Here is an 18,862-nt window from a genome sequence, read left to right on the forward strand (position 1 = left end):
CCCTTAATCACTCATATAAACCCAAAAATCTCTATATAAGCAATATCGCCTTCCAAATCCTCTTATTTTCGTAGATCTAAATGAAGTATGCGGAATAGTAAAGCCATGTTTTTGCCTATATAAAAGTTCCTCAGACAAATCACCCTTATATGCCGTTTTTACCATCGCTTTCATCTCGCCGGCAGCATTACATTCTTCTTCCGCTAATGAGAATGCAAATTCGACCAACTTTTTGCTAAGAAAAGGTACTCTTACTTCCAAAGAAACTGCCATACTGCTACGATCTGTCTTCGGCAAAATATCCCCGACCAAATATGTTTTAAAATCAGCATATCTGGCTCTGGAATATGTAGGCAATTCAGTATTCCAATTTTCTCTTATAAACCAATATTCATCATAATCTTCATGAAGTCCGAGATCACGCTTTTGTATTTTTCTATATTTATCCGGAATACATCCATACATCGATGCATAGAATAATAATCCGGACTCAACGTCTTTTAATAATCCGGAACCCGAAATATTCTTTTCTATGCTGTATTTTATTTTTTCTTTTATCCCTCGTTTTTCCCAATCATAATATGTTTTTTGATGAGAATATCCTCCAAACAATTCATCATTACCGTCTCCGCTAAGTGCAACTTTTACATTCTTCACAGCCTGCCTTGATAGTAAATAAGTTGGAATGGCTGTAAGGTCATCATACGGTTCGTCAAACCAATCAGCATATGCCATATAGATTTCTTCATTCAATTCATCCATTCCAAGAATATCCAAGTGATTAGCGACATTTAATTCATTTGCAAACTTGGATATAAATGTATCCTCGCTATATTTGGACTCTTTAAAACCAATTGAATAAGTTTTTATATTCTCATGTATACTTCGGGATTCATAAGCGATTATGCTGGAATCCACTCCCCCTGAAAAAAACACCCCAACCGGGACATCAGCAACAAGTTGATCTCTAACGGACTCATTAACTAAAAATCGGTATTCATCTTGTATATCATTTATATTTCGAGTACCATGTTTTTTAGTGTTTATCTTAAAACCCCAATATGAATTCTTTTCAATAATAGTATTCTTCTTTAGATTATATTTTATATAACTTCCGGGATTCAGTTTAAATACATTGCAATATGGTGTCTTTGGATCCGGCACATATCCATACGAGAAAAAGTCATATAACGCGCTTTTATCTATTTTTTTCTCAGAACTATCCAGCATAAACCTTAAAGCTTTTAGCTCTGATGAAAACATGATTTTTTTTCCATCATAATAATAGTAAAGAGGTTTTATTCCGACTCGATCTCTATATAATGATAATATGTCACTTCTTTCATCATATATCGCTATGGCAAACATTCCATCTATATAATCTACAAACCGTTGACCGTAAATCGAATATAATGCCAAGATAATCTCCGTATCCGATGTAGTCATAAATTTATAATTATAATCTCTTTTCAGTCTATCCCTAAGCTCTTTATATCCATATATTTCGCCATTAAAAACAATATGTACCTTGCCATCATTTGAAGACATCGGCTGCATAGCGCCTTCCGATAAATCTATTATGGACAATCGACAAAAGCAAAGCGTCACATCATTATAACGCTCAACTTTAATTCCATCCGGTCCTCGATGTTTTATTATTTCAATCGCACCCGCATAATCTCTTTTAATATCATTCCCACCACATATACCGCACATTCAATTATCCCCATCAAGATCTTTTTCTCTTACACAACAAGTTCTTTTTCTATTAAAGAAAGGCTTTACACATTCCCCTTCGCAAATTTTTTTATAGTTTTCTTTCAAAGTAGTGATAATAATATAATAGTCATCGTAATCATTGAATTGTTTTAAGATTTCTTCGCTTTCAATATTATCCTCTTTTGAAAATAGCTTATTATCTATAATGCAGAACGGCTCAATGTTATATTTTTCTTTGAGTATTCTGTGAAGGTATTTTCCCCAAGAAGAATATCCATATATTACTACCTTGTCTGTTTTTATTTTATTCTCGATAATCTTCAGATTATTAACTATATTTTTTATTTGATCAAAACTTATCACAAAACCTGTTTCGTATTCAGTGATAACGCCACCAAATTTATCTTTGTACGATGAAATACTCATCCGTTCCAAATCAGTATTTCCTGCGTAATATCCTCCTAAATCATACGTTTCATACCCTAATTTTTTAAACATTTTCATCGCGGAGAAATGGAGATACCCATTCGCTCTTCCAATCATCTGTGACATCTCTTTATTGCTTCTAAAAAGAGAAGAACTGGAAAAATGTGAAACCATTTTCATATCATCACAAACAATGTATGCATTTTTAACAAGAATCTCTCCTAAATCACTTTTGGCTGTTGCAATAGCAAATGCGCCCTTCTCAACCAAGACCATTACCTTATCCAAATATAGCTCTGCTCGCCCTTTTTCTCGTGCAAATGAATTATAAAATTCTACATACTCATTTAATTTCTTGTCTTCTATTACAGGATAATCAAATTCTATACTTAAATTATCTCTTTCGCCTGCTCTTCTGCTCTCATAACGCATAGTCTTGCTAAATCCGGAAAATATCTGTTCTTCTTCCTGTAATAAATTAATAGCTTTCGAAAAAGTCCTGTCACCAAATGAGTACTCATCGCCCTCAATAATAGACAACACTTCGCCATATTCTTTAGCAATATCTTTATCAACTTTTTGGGGATACCATATCTGTATTTCATCGCAGCTATCTGACTCAATAGTTATATCCTCAAGACTGACATAATCAGCCCAATAGATTATTTTTATCTTTCGATCATTTTCTATCTGAAATGAAAATCCATTCATAGTAAATCCCCTCACCACTCTTGTCAGGTCATACACTCTCTACAACATGCTCAATAAATCCCAACAACGATCCATCTCTGCCTTCTAAAGCAGTTCCGATCATTAATACCTTTCCAAAAACGCCGGAAAAACTCTGATCATATCCGTCTATCTCATTTAACATAATTTCTTCAAGACGATTATTGCTGACTTCGTATTCAAAAAATCTACCGTTTCTTGATACGAAAATAATGGAATCATCAACAACACAAGTTCCTTGAAACAATACTCCATTTATTGAATCAACATCACCTATATCTATTAGGACATTTGTCTTATTCCCTTTAGAATCTTCCCTTATAAGCATATTCTTATTTGCATATATATGGCATACGCAATCATTAATTGAACAGCTAAACCAGCTTGTCATTTCATCGCTATTGCCACTAGTCTTTAATAATTTTCGAGTATTATCATCCCATGAATAATTCTCGTCTTTTTTTCCGATCAGAAAAATCCGGCCATCCTTTTCATAAATATCATTGAATCCATCTTCACCATCTTTTGTCACCGAGTATTCAGAAACAGAATAACTACTCATATCAATTTCAAACAAATAGTTTTCATTTCTGGAAGCCAAGTAAATCTTATCCCCATTAATCGCATGATTAAATGTCCAAAAAACACTATTGTTATACGAATACTCTTTCTCCATTGAGTAACCGTTACTCATATTGATAAATAATATAGAATGAATCTTTTCTCCAATTACGCAAGAAACATCCCCCATTTTTATAACTTTCAAATACTTCGCTTGTAAATTATTATCTATTGCTCCGGATAAATCGGTTAATTCTCGAACTGTACCCTTTTTTATATTGACTGCAAGAAATTTATCCGCATTATATGGTGCGAGGAACAGTTCATCCTCGTTGTAACAATAGCCTGTATAAGCTGATTCAATATTTCTGTCTATATTTAAGGAAACCGTATTGATATAGTCTCTATTTTTAGAAAAAGACAACAGAGTACCTGTTTTATCCGAAACAGTAGATATTATTCCTGCATTATGACAAAGAGTAAATCCCGCTTGCCATGAACACTCCCTATGATATGTTAAATTATCCATTTTATTGCCTCTCTTTATTTTATTTCTTTGTTCCTACATAGAATAAATGCGGTTTTCTTTTTAAACCAACATAAACAGAAAATAGATGTGAGTTTATATTCTTTTTTCCAATATCCTGTATATCAATCAACGACCTTTTCAATCGTCTTATCATTTGTCTGATTGAAAGATCTAATAGCGAAGGACAGTGTAAATATCTTTGAATATATTCATAATCTGTTGCATCACAGAGTATTGTTGCGTAATTATGCTCTTCCAGCATTTTTTCTATTGTTTCTTTTGAAAAACTACGAACATGTCCATGGACATGAAAGATGGTATTACACTCCGGGCAGCACCTCTCAGATTCCTCAATATTTTCATTATTTGGAGTTGTAAAAAGCACTATTCCTCCGGGTTTCATCACCCTATATAATTCATTGAGCAAATTGTCTATATGCTCATCCAACACATGCTCTATGACTTCTGTGCAGGTTATTAAATCAAATTCATTATCATTGAATGGTAAACGTCCGCCGTCAAATAATTTTACTCCGTGAAAAAACTTATTATCCGCGTATTTTTTATTAACTCTATCTACTTCTTCTCCGGACATATCAACACCGGTAACATGTACTTTCTTATCTAGAAATTTGCCAATAATATGTCCCATTCCACTTCCATAATCCAGAACGTTACACTTATTAATGTCTTCTACAAAAAACGTACAAAAATGAACTATTGCTTCTCCAACCTGGTATCCAAAATATGAATCTTCTTTTACATTGCAACTAGCAGTGTAATCCCAAAGCCTATTAACATTTTCAGAATTCCAAACAATATGATGCCTTTCCACGTTCGCCCCCCAGAATTCAATGGATAATCGTTTTTTCGTAATATATATTTATTTTATCACAATATATGTACCAGCGTTTGGCCCCCATATAGTTATTTATCGGCATAACAGTCATCTTTCTTTAGCAGTATCCATGCGTGTTTTCGAATTTCTTTTGCCGGATTTTGCCCTTATTATCAATATTCTTTGACTAACAAAAAGAAAAAGCGCGGAATCCACGGTGTTTGTGGCCCTGTGCCTTATCAAAATCGTTCTCTATATTCAACTCTAAGCTTTTTTATTAAGCATCATCTCTATAAACTCTTTTTTCTTCCCCTTTTTAGGGATCTCTTTTGCCTCATCTTTGTAGAAGTTTCCGGAACATATCAGCCAGAAAATCTTATCAACCTTATATGGTGTGGCGGTTGTATCTCCGGCTTCCATACAATAATCTGACATCCTTACTACAGCCTCAAAGGTTGCTATCTGATCTTTTTCACAAAGTCCTAACCCACTGAAAACATCTACAAGATGTACATCCGGCTTTGGATACCTTGAGTATCCGAGTTCTTTAAGAAGATTGCAGGCAAGCGCAAATCCTATGCCGTTTATTTTATGTGATATCAGGAGCGGAAGCGCCATGCTTGTGTGAACGTTATAATCAAAGCGACCTACAAACTCTTCGAAATCTGCTATTTTTTCGAATTCGGTCAAGAACTTGGCTGAGTCCACAATGGCGTTGCTCCACTTATACCAGCTGTTTTGTTTGGTATCGGCGCTTTTGACATCAAACTTTTCGCGAAATGTCCTATTAAGATCTTCAGGGTTCATTGTACTTACTTTTTTATGATCGAAATTATGCAGTATTTTCCCTATTTCTTTTTTTCTTTTATTAAAAGCAATTACATTGGGCATTCTTTGATAGTTCTGAGCAGAATAATTAAACTATATAAAAATGTCATCCAATGACTTATATTCTCCACGGTCTACAATATAATACTTTTCAAGATCTATTCCTGATGGCGTCATTGACTGTAAAAAAGCTTCCGCTTGCTTGTAAACATCAATGTAGTGTTTTTTATCATTCATATAACATGCCCTCCTTTCGTTGGATAAATCAATTCTTTCTCACCGCATCTATCACCCTATCAATCTCCTCATAACTTACATACGCAGCCTGAGCGTGAACCGGTATAGCTGCTGAACCTTCAGAATAGAGCATATCTCCGTTTCCAAGCAGTTTCTCGGCACCTGTTCTGTCAAGAATAGTCTTTGATTCACGCCAATCAACTACAGTAAATGAGGCACGACAAGGAATATTAGCTTTTATATTTGATGTGATTACATCTTTACTCGGACGCTGTGTTGCCAAAACGAGATGTATTCCTGACGCTCTTGCCATCCTGGATATTCGTTGTATCAGTTCCTCGAACTCACTCTCCGGTTGATACATTAATTCCATATATTCATCTATGATCATAACTATTCTTGGTGATTTGTTGTCCTCATCCGCTGCCATATTATAAGCATCAATATCTTTCGCGTTATATTTCACAAAGGTGTTGTATCTAACAACCATCTCAGCGTCCAACCATTTTACTGCATTTACAGCTTCACGAATATCGTAAATAACCGGTTTCGAAAGATGAGGAATTCCGTTATAAGCCCCAAACTCAACTCGCTTGGGATCAACCATCATAAGTTGCACTTCTTCCGGAGTTTTGTTTAAAAGAATGCTCATAATAATATCATTGAGAAAAATACTTTTTCCGGAGCCTGTAGTTCCGGCGACAAGCAAATGCGGTGTCTTCGCCAGATCAAATATAAGTGGTTTTCCAAGAACGTCCATTCCCGCAGCTATAGGTATCTCATAGCCGGAATTTATAAACTCATCAGATTCCATGATGTCTCTGAGACCAATAAGCGGTCTTTCCCAGCGTTTAACTACGATTCCGAAGACACCTTCTTTTTCCACAATATTGACTATCTCTATAGGCCACGCCATATGAACTTCCAAATCCACACGGAGTCTTTTGAATTCCTTTATACTTTCGCCGGAATCAGGGTCGACTACAAACGTAACAGCAAAAGGAGTCATGTAGTATTCAACAATCTCTCCATAAGCGCCATAGGACTTGAGTAGTTCTACGAGTTTTTCTTTCATCGTCTGAACATACTCATTGTCAGTGAAATCGTTTTGAATATTGTGATAATCCAGAAGGTCATACATGTTATTGGATTTGATCATATTGTTTCCTCCTTTAGCAGGGGAATCAAGCCAAATGTGCCATTTATCTTTTCCGGCTGAACATGTTGTGGATATTTCTATTTTATCACGGTTTTTCGTATTTCTTTTGGGGTGATTTGCGTTCGCCAATCGTTCGCATAAAAAGAAAAAAGCGCGGAAATTCCGCGCTTTTCGTTTCACTTCAAATATTTTAGTTCCTCCGCCCCCACAAGCCTTGAGCCCTTCTGCTTATTGCAGCGCTTGCACATAGGGATGAGGTTGCCAAGCTCATCCGTTCCGCCTCTGTACTTGGGAATGAGGTGGTCGATGGTTGTCTTTTCGAGCGGTAGCGGCCTGCCACACCTGGCGCAGACGCCACCGGTCTTTTCAAGAATTATGTGTTTTATGGTCAGTTTCTTTTGCTTGAGTGTTCTCATCTGATCCGCTCCCTAGAATAGATATGAGTATTTTCTCATCTGCTCAAAAATCACGTAACGCACGCGGTCAAGCACTTCGCTTCCGTACTTATCCGCTGCTTTTAAGATTTTCTCTACATCTTTCTTGATGAAATCAAACTTGATATTATTGCCATACAATCGCTCAGCAATCTCAAGCTGCTCCTCAAAGCTTTGGCAAACTGATTTGGCTTGAACCGTTTTCATTAATGCCATAGTATCTTTGCCAATCGGATAATCCAGTGTCGTGTCCGACAATAAACCTGCTCCGTTATCAAAAATCGGGCATTTCTTATACTCTCCCTTTCCATTCATGAGAACCGCAATATTGTGAGTATGCCTATCCTCATTAAGAAAAAAAGCATCTATCGCAAACATCTTCTGAATATACTGTCCAAAGTCCTCTATCCCTGTAATACGAACAACCTGATCCACCAGACTTTTTACTCTTTCGGTATGGTCTTCAATTGAATAAATTATCGAATTGAGCCCACGCCCATATATAGTCTTAAACAACCTTTCCAGTGTTACAATCTGCCAATCATCATGCAGAAAATCATCACTCTCTACTCCCTTAAGCACGCTTTCTTTATACTTAATATCAGTAAGTTCATATTTTACAAACTCATCCTCAGTTAAAGATGATTTAGTCAAAAGAGCTGATATCACATATTCTGCTAATCCTTCATAACCGGCGTAATCAGCCTTATACCATTTGCCATCTTTGCAACCCTTGAGCTGATTTCCCTTTGATGATTGCCTTCTAAAGCTTCTTAATTCTTCCTCCAAAAGTTCTATCATAATCTCACCTTTCAATCTTTATCCAAAAATCATCTTCCGCCATTCGACCGGCTGTTTTCTCAATAATAAGAATCGGATCGTAAAAGGGAATGCCCAGCCCCTCAAGCATAATCTTCATCTTGTCCCTCGTTCGCGGGAAACACCTTGACTCTATAAATTCTTCGTAGTCCTCATAAGAAGGTGATTCATTCACACCAAAAGCCCTGAACATGACATTTTTGGCGTAGTTCTTGATTTTAATCCGTCTCTTAGCTTCATCTACATCTATCACGGTACAGACAGTATCCTTGTAGTAATAATACATGCGGAGCGGATATTCTTTCTTCGGAAGTTTAAGTTCATCGGCAACCTCCGGATGGAGCATAACAAACTGACTGATCAGATTTATCGGACCTGTCACTTCTTTATCTCCCATTTCCCACCTTTCAACGGTGGGTTTGGAAACCGCGCAAAACTCCGCAAATTCCTTTTGTGTCATTCCAAGAGTCTGCCTTAACTCCTTTATTGATTTCCCTGATATTCCGGTTGGAGTAATGTATTTCTTATTCATAATCTATACCGCTCAAACATACTATAAACAACAATAATTATCTTATACAATAATTAAACCATCAAAATGATGGTAAATCAAGTGGTTTTTGCCATCATTTTGATGGTCGATTTCGGTTAAATCCATTTCGGTTATGCTAATCAGTTATTCAGTATAAAAACGCCACATACCCTCTCGGATATGTGGCATTACATTATTACCTTATTATTTTATTACACTATTACTTTATTACATTATTATCTTATTATCTTCTCAAAATCTTCCTTCGGGTGCTTGCAAATCGGGCAGATGAAGTCGTCAGGCATGTCTTCGCCAACATATTCGTAGCCGCAGATCGTGCAGCGCCAGATTGTCTCGCCCTTGGGTGTTTCGCCTACAGGCTGAGGCTTGGGCTTAATGTTGTTCTGATAATACTCATAGGTACAGGAAGGAGTATCAGCAAGAACATCCATAAATACAGGCTCACATATGAAAAGGGTGTGAGAGCCAAGGTCAACTTCTTTCTCCACATTCAGCGAAAAATACGCATTTGTGCCCTTTGTGATGTAAGGAATTCCGTTATCGGCAAGCTTGAAATCAGTATAGTCCGCAAACTTGTCGACATCCCTTCCGCTCTGGAAGCCAAAGTGCTTGAAGGTATCAAAAGATGCATCGGTGCTGAGCACAGAGATATTGCACTTGCCCGTCTCTTTTAGCATGTCGTGAGTCAGGTTGGCTTTGTTGATCGCAATAGAGATTCTGTTCGGATCCGAAGCAACCTGAATCGCGGTGTTGGTGATACAGCCGTTCTTCTTATCACCATTAACTACAGTGCATACAAATAAACCGTAAGATAACTTGTACATTGCCTTGGTATTCATAGATGAAATCTCCTTTCCGATACTATTTTATCACTTTATTGATATGCCTCGCCACGAAATTATTTGTATTTTCCGTAAAAAGAGTATGCCAAATAATCGATTACAATTTTTATGATATAATGTACAAGTACGCTTATTAAACGAGAGGTAGATAAACAAAATGAATAATTGGAAAACTATCTGGAAATAAAGAGGAATAGTATCATCTCAATTCTCGGGAAATGAATATGAGAGATTCTGCGAGCTCAAAAAAGCCAACGGCTTTGATGTAGCTGTAGAAAACGCCGGGAGATACTATAGAACATTTTATGATAGCTGGTTGACCTTCTTTGAACGTGTCACCAATCTGATCGGTCAGGACATCAACTCGGTATTTGAGGTCGGATGCGGCAGCGGAGTCAATCTCTTTATGTTCAAGAACAGACTTCCCGAAGCCGAATTTGGCGGATGCGACTACTCCGAATCCCTGGTGAGCAGCGCCATCATATCTACAGGCTGCCATGGTTTTAAGCACTGTGAGGCAAAAAAAATTTCTACCACTCCCAAATTTGATATTGTCATATCTGAAAGCGTCTTTCAGTACTTTGAATCGCAAAAATATGCTGAAACAGTACTTAGAAAGATGATCGAAAAAGCCAATAAATTAACGTATCTTGGCGAGATCCATAATAAGAAATATGAAGATGAGCTCATACAACATAGACGCAAGACCATTGAGAACTACGACGAAAAATACAAAGGCCTGAACAAGCTGTTCTTGCACAAGGAATGGATAACCGACATTGCCAAAGATTATGGAAAAAAAGTTATCTTCACAGAGGTAGACAACCCTGAATATCTGAACGGAAAATATGAGTATAATGCGTATATCTTTTGAAAAAATATAACAAGTTATTCTCTCATTATATGTTTTTCAAAGCTTCAACAAACTTGTTGTTATCTTCCGCATTTCTTATTGCAACGCGAATATAATTCTCTCCGACCTTGGTCGTAAGGTCTTTTATAAGGATGCTGTACTTATCCATTAGGATATTGGTAAGTTCTTCCGCATTGTACTTATCCTTGATCTTTATCAAGCCCGGTGTCGACCTAATAAGAAAGATATTCAAAGGCGATGAACACCATTGTGCACCGAGCGTTTTATGTTACAATAGACGAGTAATAACATTAATAACTAACAGGAAGGAAGAACTAATGGAATCATACAGAGACAATCTGGAAATCGATCTCAAGGATCTTGCCCTCAAGATTCTCAAGTACTGGAAGGCAATCATCCTTACTACAATTATATTCGGAATACTGGGACTTGGATATGCGCTCTATTCAGGCGGATACTTATCAGCGCCTGTGCCTGTTCAGGAAGAAGAGAATTTCAGCGACCTCACCTTGGAGGAACTCAAGGACGCAGTAAAAGGAGTACTCACAGCCAGAGAGATAAGTGATGTAGAACTTACTTACAACGCATATCTGGAATGCGAGAATCTGTACAACAAAATAGAAAAAAGCAGTGCAGAAGACAATACCGAGCTTGAAATAGAGCTTCTCAAGGCTACTCAGCAAATTGTCGCAGTTAAGAGCTATTTCTCAGCCGATCAGATGGCATATTACAATGCCCTGTTCGAAAAAGATGACAAAGAAATGAGCCAGGCATTCCTCACCCTTATGGAGACCAACCTCAAAGATTACAAAGAAAGAGCCGAGAAGAACAACAAAGTCACAGAAGAAAAGCCCAACTTTTCATTTAAGAGCGTAATACTTGCAGCGTTCCTCGGAGCATTTCTGGTTATCTTGCTGGTTTCACTTAAGTACATCATGAAACCGGTCCTCAAGACCGCCGATGACCTCAGGTCTGCTTTCAAGCTTCCTATCATCAGCAGCTTACGAAACGTCGACGACAGCTCACTCACCTACGTATACAGCAGCATCCTTGCTTCACTTAAGAGCACCAATGCAAAAAAAGTGTTCTTCTTAAGCGCAACAGCTGATGCAGACGTAGCAGAGTTAAGGCACAAGACAAGCGAGAAGTTCAACGCCGGCGACATAACCGCCATAGCAAGCAGCAACATACTCGAGGATTCCACAGTTCTTGATTCCATCGTAGATTCAGACGGAGTCATCCTCTTTGAGAAGATTGGCCGGTCCAAGTACGACGACATCGCAAGAGAGCTCGAGATTTGCAAGAGCCTCGGTATCAAAGTCCTCGGGGCTGTAGTAACAGAATAAGAATTGATTTCTATATACAAAGGACCTGCATCACTGCAGGTCCTTTCTTTGTATCTCAACGTATTATCTTCTCAAAATCATCCTTCGGGTGCTTGCAAATCGGGCAAATGAAGTCGTCGGGCATATCTTCTCCAACGTACTCATAGCCACAGATTGTACATTTCCAGATTGTCTCGCCCTTGGGCGTTTCGCCGACAGGCTGAGGCTTAGGTTTGATGTTGTTCTGGTAGTACTCGTATGTACAAGAAGGAGTATCATCTAGAACATCCATAAATACTGGCTCACAGATGAAAAGAGTGTGTGACCCGAGGTCAACTTCTTTTTCCACGTTCAAAGAGAAATATGCGTTGGTGCCCTTAGTGATGTAAGGGATACCGTTGTCTGCAAGCTTGCAATCGGTATAGTCCGCAAACTTATTGACATCTCTTCCACTTTGGAAACCAAAGTGCTTGAAGGTATCAAAAGATGCATCGGTACTGAGAACAGAAATGTTGCACTTTCCTGTCTCTTTTAGCATGTCGTGAGTAAGATTGGCTTTATTGATAGCGATAGAGATTCTATTTGGATCCGAAGCAACCTGTATCGCTGTATTGGTGATACAGCCGTTTTTCTTATCACCGTTTACTACTGTGCATACAAATAAACCGTAAGATAACTTGTACATTGCCTTGGTATTCATAGATGAAATCTCCTTTCCATCTGTCGTGAATTACGCTATGGCTACCCCTTAGATATTGGATAAATAATCCATGAAATTATTCTTGTTCTCAAGAGCTGTTGTGGTAGGTCTTCCAAGATCCTCTCTGGCTCCGATAGAACACTTAACTTCAATCAAGCAAAGCTCCTTAGATGCCTTGGCCCTTTCAAGTTCTTTATCCAAATCCGCAAAAGAATCAACTGACACCGCATAGGTATAGCCACACGCCTTTGCAATTGCAACAATATCCATTGAACCTGCAACAGTAGGCATGCCACCCACTGTTTCATGTGCTCCGTTATTAATTATAACATGTATAAGGTTTGAAGGCTTATTGGCACCGACAACAGCCATTGCACCCATGTGCATAAGCACAGCGCCGTCTCCGTCGATACACCATATCTTTTGATCAGGTTTATTTATCGCAACTCCGAGCGCAATCGAAGAACTGTGTCCCATTGAACCAACAGTAAGGAAATCATACTTATGGCTCTGGTCATTGGCAACTCTTGTCTCGAAGAGCTCACGGGAAGCCTTACCCGTAGTGCTTACGATCGGATCCTCACCCGATACCTTTACAATATGCTGGATGATCTCTTCTCTGACCATAGTATTCTTGTTTTCATACTTAACGGAAGGAGCATCCGTAAGCGCGCCTTTACGAATAACAAAGGCTACATCCTTACCTGCATCAAGAACCTTCTTGAACTTATCCATAGCTGCGACAACTTCATCATCGGTAGTTTCTTTGCCGATGATAAATACCTCTATTCCCATATCCTCAAGGAGCTTAACGGTTACTTCTCCCTGGTATATATGCTGGGGCTCATCATGAATTCCCGGTTCGCCTCTCCAACCAACGATAAATACCATCGGAATGGCATAAACCTTATCATTCAAAAGACTCGCAACGGGATTTATGATATTACCCTCACCGGAATTCTGCATGTAAACTACAGGGACCTTGCCTGTCGCCAAATGATATCCCGCCGCAAGAGCTGTACAGTTACCTTCATTTGCTGCGATCACATGATGCTTGGGATCTATTCCGTATCTGTCCATCAGATAATTACAAAGAGCCTTAAGCTGTGAATCAGGTACTCCCGTGTAAAAATCCGAACCAATAATTTCAACTAATTTCTCAACTTTCATCTCAATAACCTATTATCCTTATTTCTCAGTCTGTGGAAGAATTATCTCATCTATGATCCATTGTGCTGTCTTTTCAATATTCGCAAAAGGAACTTCCTTGGGAAGAGTCTTTCCAAATGCTTTCTGTGCCTTTTCTATAAGCGCATCAGTGTAGATAAGCTTACCGTCTACAACATCTTCAACACCGTCAAGTGCCATAGATGCTCTGTCAGCCTTGTTCATCTCCTCAAAGCTAAATACAGACTCATCGATCCAAGCATCAAGCTTACCGTCCTTGTATCCTACAAGCACAGGATATCCACCGATATTTCCGTCAAATCCGGGAGTGAATACTTTCTGATTCATACCACTTCTGATTGCATCAATAATCGCTGTGATTATCTGATAGTTACTTGATGCATTCATCATATTTCTGGTCTGATCTACCGGCATAGTGATATGACATGCCTTGTATATCTCATCTACAGAGAGATTCTTCTGCTCCTCACCCTTGTAATAAACCTTAAGAGGAAGCTCTACGCCTTCAGTCTGACCTTCCTTACTGATGCATACATCGTGGAAATGTCCTGCCGCAAACATAACGTCAACATTCCAGTAATCCTTAACGCCAAGCATATTTGCAACAGCAAACTTCATACGGGGAACCAGGTGATTGAGATTGCCTGATCCAAAATCGGGATAAGCCTTTCCTGCGCTCTTAAGCCATGGAATAACAGCATCGGAATAAGATGTATTGATAACGATCGCATCCGTGTCAGCCTTGTCACAAGCCTCCATTACATTCTTGGTAAATCTGATCGCAAGAGGGCTCCAGATTCCATAAGCTCTTACATTGGCCCAGCTTATACTTCCATACTTAAGTCCGGGATATGCACGGCTTGAATTAACAATAAAGTCAGGCTTATACTTCTCAACAGCCTTCTGAATGGCAGCTATATCATTAAGATCAACACCACCTTCAACCTCTATATGACTCTTATTAACACCGCGGATAAGTCCCGCAATTCTTGTGATATTTACCTTGGTCTGCATCTTATCTGCGTCACGTCCGACTACAACCACATTGATAGCAGTATCGTTTTTGCTGATAAGATAATCAAGAAGATACGCTCCTACGCTGCCAAGTCCGATTATCATGATCTTAATATCATCGTTTTTAACGTGCTTCTCTACAACACTAAGTCTTTCCTGTAAACTTCTCATTCCTCATTCTCCCAGTATGAAACTATTTTTCTATAATCATCCCGCGTATTGCAGTTAGTCCAACGCTTTAGCGGGATCAATTCAATATCAACGCCAAAGTCCAGATAATTCTGAATAATCTTTAGGTTGGTATCACCCTTTGCTTCATCAAAAAACTTTTGGTTAGCCGGTATAAGCTTATCTATCTCCGTAAATTTCCAAGTCTGACCGGAATTCAATATGCATGAAAACGGAGAATCTATTGTAAGCATCCCGTGGCTGCTATTAAAAGCATAGCGATATTTATCTTCACCATCCTTATAGAGCACAACCGCCTTATTGGCATAAATCGGCTCATAAGTATAAGTTAATACGCTCTTTGAAGAAGCTACCACTTGGGCAAAAGAGCTATCGTCTATATCAAGATCACCTTCAACAAAAAGTATTTCCGAAGGCTCATATTTAAACGCTTCCTCAAGTCCCAGATACAAGCTGTAGCCTGAGGCAAGATCGCTGAAATGATCATTAAATACAATCGTGATCTTATCCTTAAGCTCATCTTCCAGCGTCTTTACATACTCACCAAGCGAATCCGCTTTATATCCGCTCACAAGAATGATCTTATCGGCATACGAGCACTTAAGAAGCTGATGATAAAGCAGTGTACTCTTGCTGTCTTTCTCATAAAATATTGCCTTCAGCTTTTTATCACTTTCCGGAACACCTTCGTTAAACCTGCTTGATATCCCGGCATTTGTGATTATCGCAATCTTCATACAACAATCCACCCATTTCCCTAATTAATCACATTATCCTTTAAGATAATTGTTTATACACTCTTCCAAGCCTTTATCAAGACCTACAACCGGCTTCCAATTGGTTCTTGTCTTAATCTTGTCCGTGCTTAAAAGTCTTCTTTCGGGATCTGACTCACGGTATCCGTCAAACTCGATAACAGGGTTCTCTATACCCATCTTGGAAGCGCATAACTTCGCAAGATCTATAATAGAAATTTCCTCATCAGTCGCAACGTTATATACCGTTCCGTCAAGCGCCGAATCAGTGGACGCAAGCGCAAGAACCGCACTGCAGCTATCGTAATTATTCAAAAAAGTTCTCTTGTTTTTTCTGCTGTTTTCAAGGAGCACAACCTTACCGTTATCCTTAAAACTGTTGATGATAAAAGGAATAATGTGTTTGGGATAACGCTCATCCTTGGAATAAACGTTGGCAAACCTGATGCTGCAGCCCTTTATCTTACCCTCATCAACGGCATCCTTCATAAAGAATTCAGTAAGAAGCTTACCTGTAGCATAAGAAGTTCTCTGGCTATGCTCGGCAACCGCCATAGTAAGGAAATCACTCTCCTTGACACCACCATTTTCATTCCAGGAGTTCATGGAATAAACCTCGGATGTAGAGCAGTTAATATACTTCTGCGCTCCGACTCTTATAGCCTGCTGAAGAAATTCATTCATTCCCTCAACATTGGTCTCAAATGTCTCATAAACATGGTAGAAATGCTCTGTGTGAACAACCGCAGCGCAGTTTATATAAATTACCTCGTCGTAGTTTGACGTCTGCGCCTTTACCCTACTCTCGAAGTCATTCATCTGCTCCTTATTGTTTATGTCATATTCAAAAAACTCAAATCTGTCATCATCAATATGGTCTGCAACCGTATCGATTGATGAAGCATAAAAATTATCAAATCCAAGGATATGATCTGTGCTTCCGTCAATCAAAATCTGTCTTACCAGTTCGTTTCCGGTCATACCGGTAACACCGCTGATCGCATATAACTTACTCATACCAAAACCACCTTTCGTATATATCTTCAGACACCTCTTGTCAGCCTTGTCTTATAAAACTCATCAATCTCCTCAGGAAAAAGAGATTGCTCATAGGCAATATCATATTCCACCGCTTTAAGTTCTACGGACTTAGAAGGAAGTGTCAAAACCGCGTACTGTGCACAAGGATTCTGATTCCTAGGCTGTCCGACCGATCCCGGATTAACAAACGTAACAGCCTTCTTATTTCTAAGCTCCGGATCCTCAATAGGATAAAAATGTGTGAAACAATGTGAATAATGAGAATGACCTCCGAAAACAAGATCATACGCAGCATATTCACCGCGCAGATTGTCAGGTCCGATTGCTTTCCAGTAGTTGTCTTCCAAAGATCCATGAACAGCAAGGCATTTAAGACCGTAAAGTTCAAATTCCTGAATACCTGCTTTATTCATGCTTTCATTGATATAATCTATCGATTCACCGGTTAACTGCCTAGCGGTGTACTGTGCCATAACACGTCCTCTGTCCGATGAAAGGCGCTCAAGATCTTTATCAACTACAAGTTTTTCATGATTTCCCCAGATATTCACAAGAATCTTATCTTTCCATGCTCCGTTTTTCAATGCTATCAATTTTTGAACGATATCATTGGAACGCATGCCATAATCGATAAGATCTCCCAAAAGAATTACTCCGGTAAAATCTGTTCCGGAGCAATCCTGAAGTACCGCATCAAATGCGCTCACATTTCCGTGAATATCCGATAGGATTAAATATTTATCTTCCAATTGTCTCTAATCCTCTTTAAATCTCATCAATAAGTGTGATTATATCTTTGATTGACATAAGCCTGTCGTCTACTTCTTTAGCTCTGTGATATTTAAGGATATCCATTGCTGTCTGCTGCATAGCAGGGAATGCCGACCTTGTAAGCTGGTTGGCATAGATTACGATATTAACACCATGCGCTGCAAGCTCATCTTCTGTGATCACATTAAACGAACTCGGAACAACAACTATCGGTGTTGTCTTATCTTTAGCTCTGAATTTATCGCAGAACTCTACTATCTCGGCAGGATCCTTCTTACGGCTGTGGATCATAATGCCGTCTGCGCCTGCTTCAACGAAAGCAAATGCACGCTCAAGCGCATCATCCATTCCTTTTTCAAGAATAAGGCTCTCAATTCTGGCAATGATCATGAAATCATCTGTAAGCTGCGCTTTCTTGCCGGCTGCAATCTTATCACTCATCTCTTCGATAGTAGCCTGGGTCTGCTCAACTTCAGTGCCGAAAAGACTATTCTTCTTAAGTCCCTTCTTATCCTCAATAATAACCGCAGAAACGCCGAGACGCTCAAGTGATCTTACAGTATATACAAAGTGCTCGGTAAGTCCGCCCGTATCACCGTCAAAGATAATTGGCTTGGTCGTAACCTCAGTGATATCTTCAATCGTGCGGAATCTTGAAGTCATATCAACAAGCTCGATATCAGGCTTTCCCTTAGCTGTAGAATCACAAAGGCTTGAAATCCACATAGCATCGAACTGATCAAGCTTGCCGTTATCTCCTTCGATAACCGTCTTTTCTACGATAAGACCTGTAAGTCCGGAATGAGCCTCCATAACCTTTACTACAGGAGTCATCTCAATAAGCTGACGAAGACGCTTTCTACGATATTCAGGCATAGAAAGACGCTCCTTAAGCTGAAGGTCAATCTTACTTACTTCCTCGTTGTATGTATAAGGAACATCAATAATCTGTCCACCATATGCGGAAACAAGCTTCTCAACATGGCTGCGAATAGCTGACTCCACGCCCTTGGTCCAGTTATCGCCATGAATAATATAATCAGGATGAAGCTTATCGATAACGTCATCATAAAGCATGTCATTCTGCAACACTACAGAATCCACACCTTCTATATTATTATACAGTTCGATTCTGTCCTTCTCAGGAACCGTAGGAAAGCGATTATAACGAATAGAAGCCTTATCGCTAAGGCATCCTACAACTACTTTTCCGTATTTCTGTGCTTCCTTTATAATATTCAAATGTCCTGCATGGATAACATCCGTGCTGAAACAAGTATAGGCTGTTTTATTCATCTCATAATACCTTTCATTTATATTGCATAGCAAAA

At 38.8% G+C, this 18,862-nt stretch carries 21 protein-coding genes; 2 read left to right on the top strand and 19 right to left on the bottom strand.

What is annotated here, in order from left to right; all coding sequences use genetic code 11:
• Positions 1 to 3: 3 nt before the first annotated feature.
• The 11 genes from asnB to D6856_RS09970 all read right to left on the bottom strand — a co-directional run bounded on the left by asnB (position 4) and on the right by D6856_RS09970 (position 9,671).
• A complete protein-coding gene (gene asnB, locus D6856_RS09925; protein ID WP_120686745.1) occupies positions 4 to 1,716 on the bottom strand; it encodes an asparagine synthase (glutamine-hydrolyzing) in 1,713 nt (570 codons plus the stop codon).
• Complete coding sequence (locus D6856_RS09930) at positions 1,717 to 2,856, bottom strand: hypothetical protein (RefSeq protein ID WP_120686746.1); 1,140 nt, start codon at positions 2,854 to 2,856, stop codon at positions 1,717 to 1,719. It lies immediately after the preceding gene.
• 28 nt (positions 2,857 to 2,884) lie between these two features.
• Entirely contained in the window at positions 2,885 to 3,964 is a 1,080-nt protein-coding gene (locus D6856_RS09935) for a hypothetical protein (RefSeq protein WP_120686747.1), read from the bottom strand.
• Between the two features lie 19 nt (positions 3,965 to 3,983).
• Positions 3,984 to 4,799, bottom strand: a complete 816-nt coding sequence (locus tag D6856_RS09940; RefSeq protein ID WP_158588901.1) for a class I SAM-dependent methyltransferase — start codon at positions 4,797 to 4,799, stop codon at positions 3,984 to 3,986.
• A 267-nt stretch (positions 4,800 to 5,066) separates the two neighbouring features.
• Entirely contained in the window at positions 5,067 to 5,609 is a 543-nt protein-coding gene (locus tag D6856_RS09945; protein ID WP_147367825.1) for a hypothetical protein, read from the bottom strand.
• A 114-nt stretch (positions 5,610 to 5,723) separates the two neighbouring features.
• Positions 5,724 to 5,867 (bottom strand): hypothetical protein, encoded by a 144-nt coding sequence (locus D6856_RS15185; protein ID WP_158588902.1) that lies wholly within the window; start codon positions 5,865 to 5,867, stop codon positions 5,724 to 5,726.
• A 28-nt stretch (positions 5,868 to 5,895) separates the two neighbouring features.
• Complete coding sequence (locus tag D6856_RS09950; RefSeq protein ID WP_120686750.1) at positions 5,896 to 7,026, bottom strand: DNA translocase FtsK; 1,131 nt, start codon at positions 7,024 to 7,026, stop codon at positions 5,896 to 5,898.
• A gap of 176 nt (positions 7,027 to 7,202) precedes the next feature.
• A complete protein-coding gene (locus D6856_RS09955) occupies positions 7,203 to 7,442 on the bottom strand; it encodes an HNH endonuclease (RefSeq protein ID WP_120686751.1) in 240 nt (79 codons plus the stop codon).
• A gap of 12 nt (positions 7,443 to 7,454) precedes the next feature.
• Positions 7,455 to 8,261: a hypothetical protein gene (locus D6856_RS09960; protein ID WP_120686927.1), complete on the bottom strand. Its 807-nt coding sequence runs from the start codon at positions 8,259 to 8,261 to the stop codon at positions 7,455 to 7,457.
• 4 nt (positions 8,262 to 8,265) lie between these two features.
• Positions 8,266 to 8,811 (bottom strand): helix-turn-helix domain-containing protein, encoded by a 546-nt coding sequence (locus D6856_RS09965; RefSeq protein WP_120686752.1) that lies wholly within the window; start codon positions 8,809 to 8,811, stop codon positions 8,266 to 8,268.
• Between the two features lie 236 nt (positions 8,812 to 9,047).
• Positions 9,048 to 9,671 carry a flavin reductase family protein gene (locus tag D6856_RS09970; protein WP_120686753.1) on the bottom strand — a complete coding sequence of 208 codons (624 nt, stop codon included), beginning with the start codon at positions 9,669 to 9,671 and terminating at the stop codon, positions 9,048 to 9,050.
• Positions 9,672 to 9,990: 319 nt separating this feature from the next.
• Between D6856_RS09970 and D6856_RS09975 the strand changes: the two genes are divergently transcribed.
• Positions 9,991 to 10,548 (top strand): class I SAM-dependent methyltransferase, encoded by a 558-nt coding sequence (locus tag D6856_RS09975; protein WP_120686754.1) that lies wholly within the window; start codon positions 9,991 to 9,993, stop codon positions 10,546 to 10,548.
• A gap of 25 nt (positions 10,549 to 10,573) precedes the next feature.
• Here D6856_RS09975 and D6856_RS15190 read toward each other — a convergent pair whose 3' ends face one another.
• Complete coding sequence (locus D6856_RS15190) at positions 10,574 to 10,747, bottom strand: hypothetical protein (RefSeq protein WP_158588903.1); 174 nt, start codon at positions 10,745 to 10,747, stop codon at positions 10,574 to 10,576.
• A 118-nt stretch (positions 10,748 to 10,865) separates the two neighbouring features.
• Between D6856_RS15190 and D6856_RS09980 the strand changes: the two genes are divergently transcribed.
• The gene (locus D6856_RS09980) at positions 10,866 to 11,894 is read left to right on the top strand and encodes a hypothetical protein (protein WP_120686755.1); all 1,029 of its coding nucleotides are present in this window, start codon (positions 10,866 to 10,868) and stop codon (positions 11,892 to 11,894) included.
• A 55-nt stretch (positions 11,895 to 11,949) separates the two neighbouring features.
• On the opposite strand, the gene D6856_RS09985 is transcribed toward D6856_RS09980, so the two are convergent.
• From D6856_RS09985 to aepX, 7 genes are read right to left on the bottom strand one after another with little or no spacing between them, the layout of a single operon-like run.
• A complete protein-coding gene (locus D6856_RS09985; protein WP_120686756.1) occupies positions 11,950 to 12,573 on the bottom strand; it encodes a flavin reductase family protein in 624 nt (207 codons plus the stop codon).
• A 48-nt stretch (positions 12,574 to 12,621) separates the two neighbouring features.
• Entirely contained in the window at positions 12,622 to 13,743 is a 1,122-nt protein-coding gene (gene aepY / locus D6856_RS09990; RefSeq protein WP_120686757.1) for a phosphonopyruvate decarboxylase, read from the bottom strand.
• An 18-nt stretch (positions 13,744 to 13,761) separates the two neighbouring features.
• The gene (locus D6856_RS09995; RefSeq protein ID WP_120686758.1) at positions 13,762 to 14,946 is read right to left on the bottom strand and encodes a saccharopine dehydrogenase NADP-binding domain-containing protein; all 1,185 of its coding nucleotides are present in this window, start codon (positions 14,944 to 14,946) and stop codon (positions 13,762 to 13,764) included.
• Complete coding sequence (locus tag D6856_RS10000; protein ID WP_120686759.1) at positions 14,943 to 15,701, bottom strand: DUF6564 domain-containing protein; 759 nt, start codon at positions 15,699 to 15,701, stop codon at positions 14,943 to 14,945. The genes D6856_RS09995 and D6856_RS10000 overlap by 4 nt, the downstream gene beginning before the upstream one ends.
• 33 nt (positions 15,702 to 15,734) lie before the next feature.
• Positions 15,735 to 16,736, bottom strand: a complete 1,002-nt coding sequence (locus D6856_RS10005; RefSeq protein WP_120686760.1) for an NAD-dependent epimerase/dehydratase family protein — start codon at positions 16,734 to 16,736, stop codon at positions 15,735 to 15,737.
• A 26-nt stretch (positions 16,737 to 16,762) separates the two neighbouring features.
• Complete coding sequence (locus tag D6856_RS10010) at positions 16,763 to 17,509, bottom strand: metallophosphoesterase family protein (RefSeq protein ID WP_120686761.1); 747 nt, start codon at positions 17,507 to 17,509, stop codon at positions 16,763 to 16,765.
• Positions 17,510 to 17,525: 16 nt separating this feature from the next.
• Positions 17,526 to 18,827 carry a phosphoenolpyruvate mutase gene (gene aepX, locus D6856_RS10015; protein WP_120686762.1) on the bottom strand — a complete coding sequence of 434 codons (1,302 nt, stop codon included), beginning with the start codon at positions 18,825 to 18,827 and terminating at the stop codon, positions 17,526 to 17,528.
• Between the last annotated feature and the right edge of the window lie 35 nt (positions 18,828 to 18,862).

The organism is Butyrivibrio sp. XB500-5, assembly GCF_003625505.1.
In the GTDB taxonomy this organism is placed as follows: Bacteria; Bacillota; Clostridia; order Lachnospirales; family Lachnospiraceae; genus Butyrivibrio.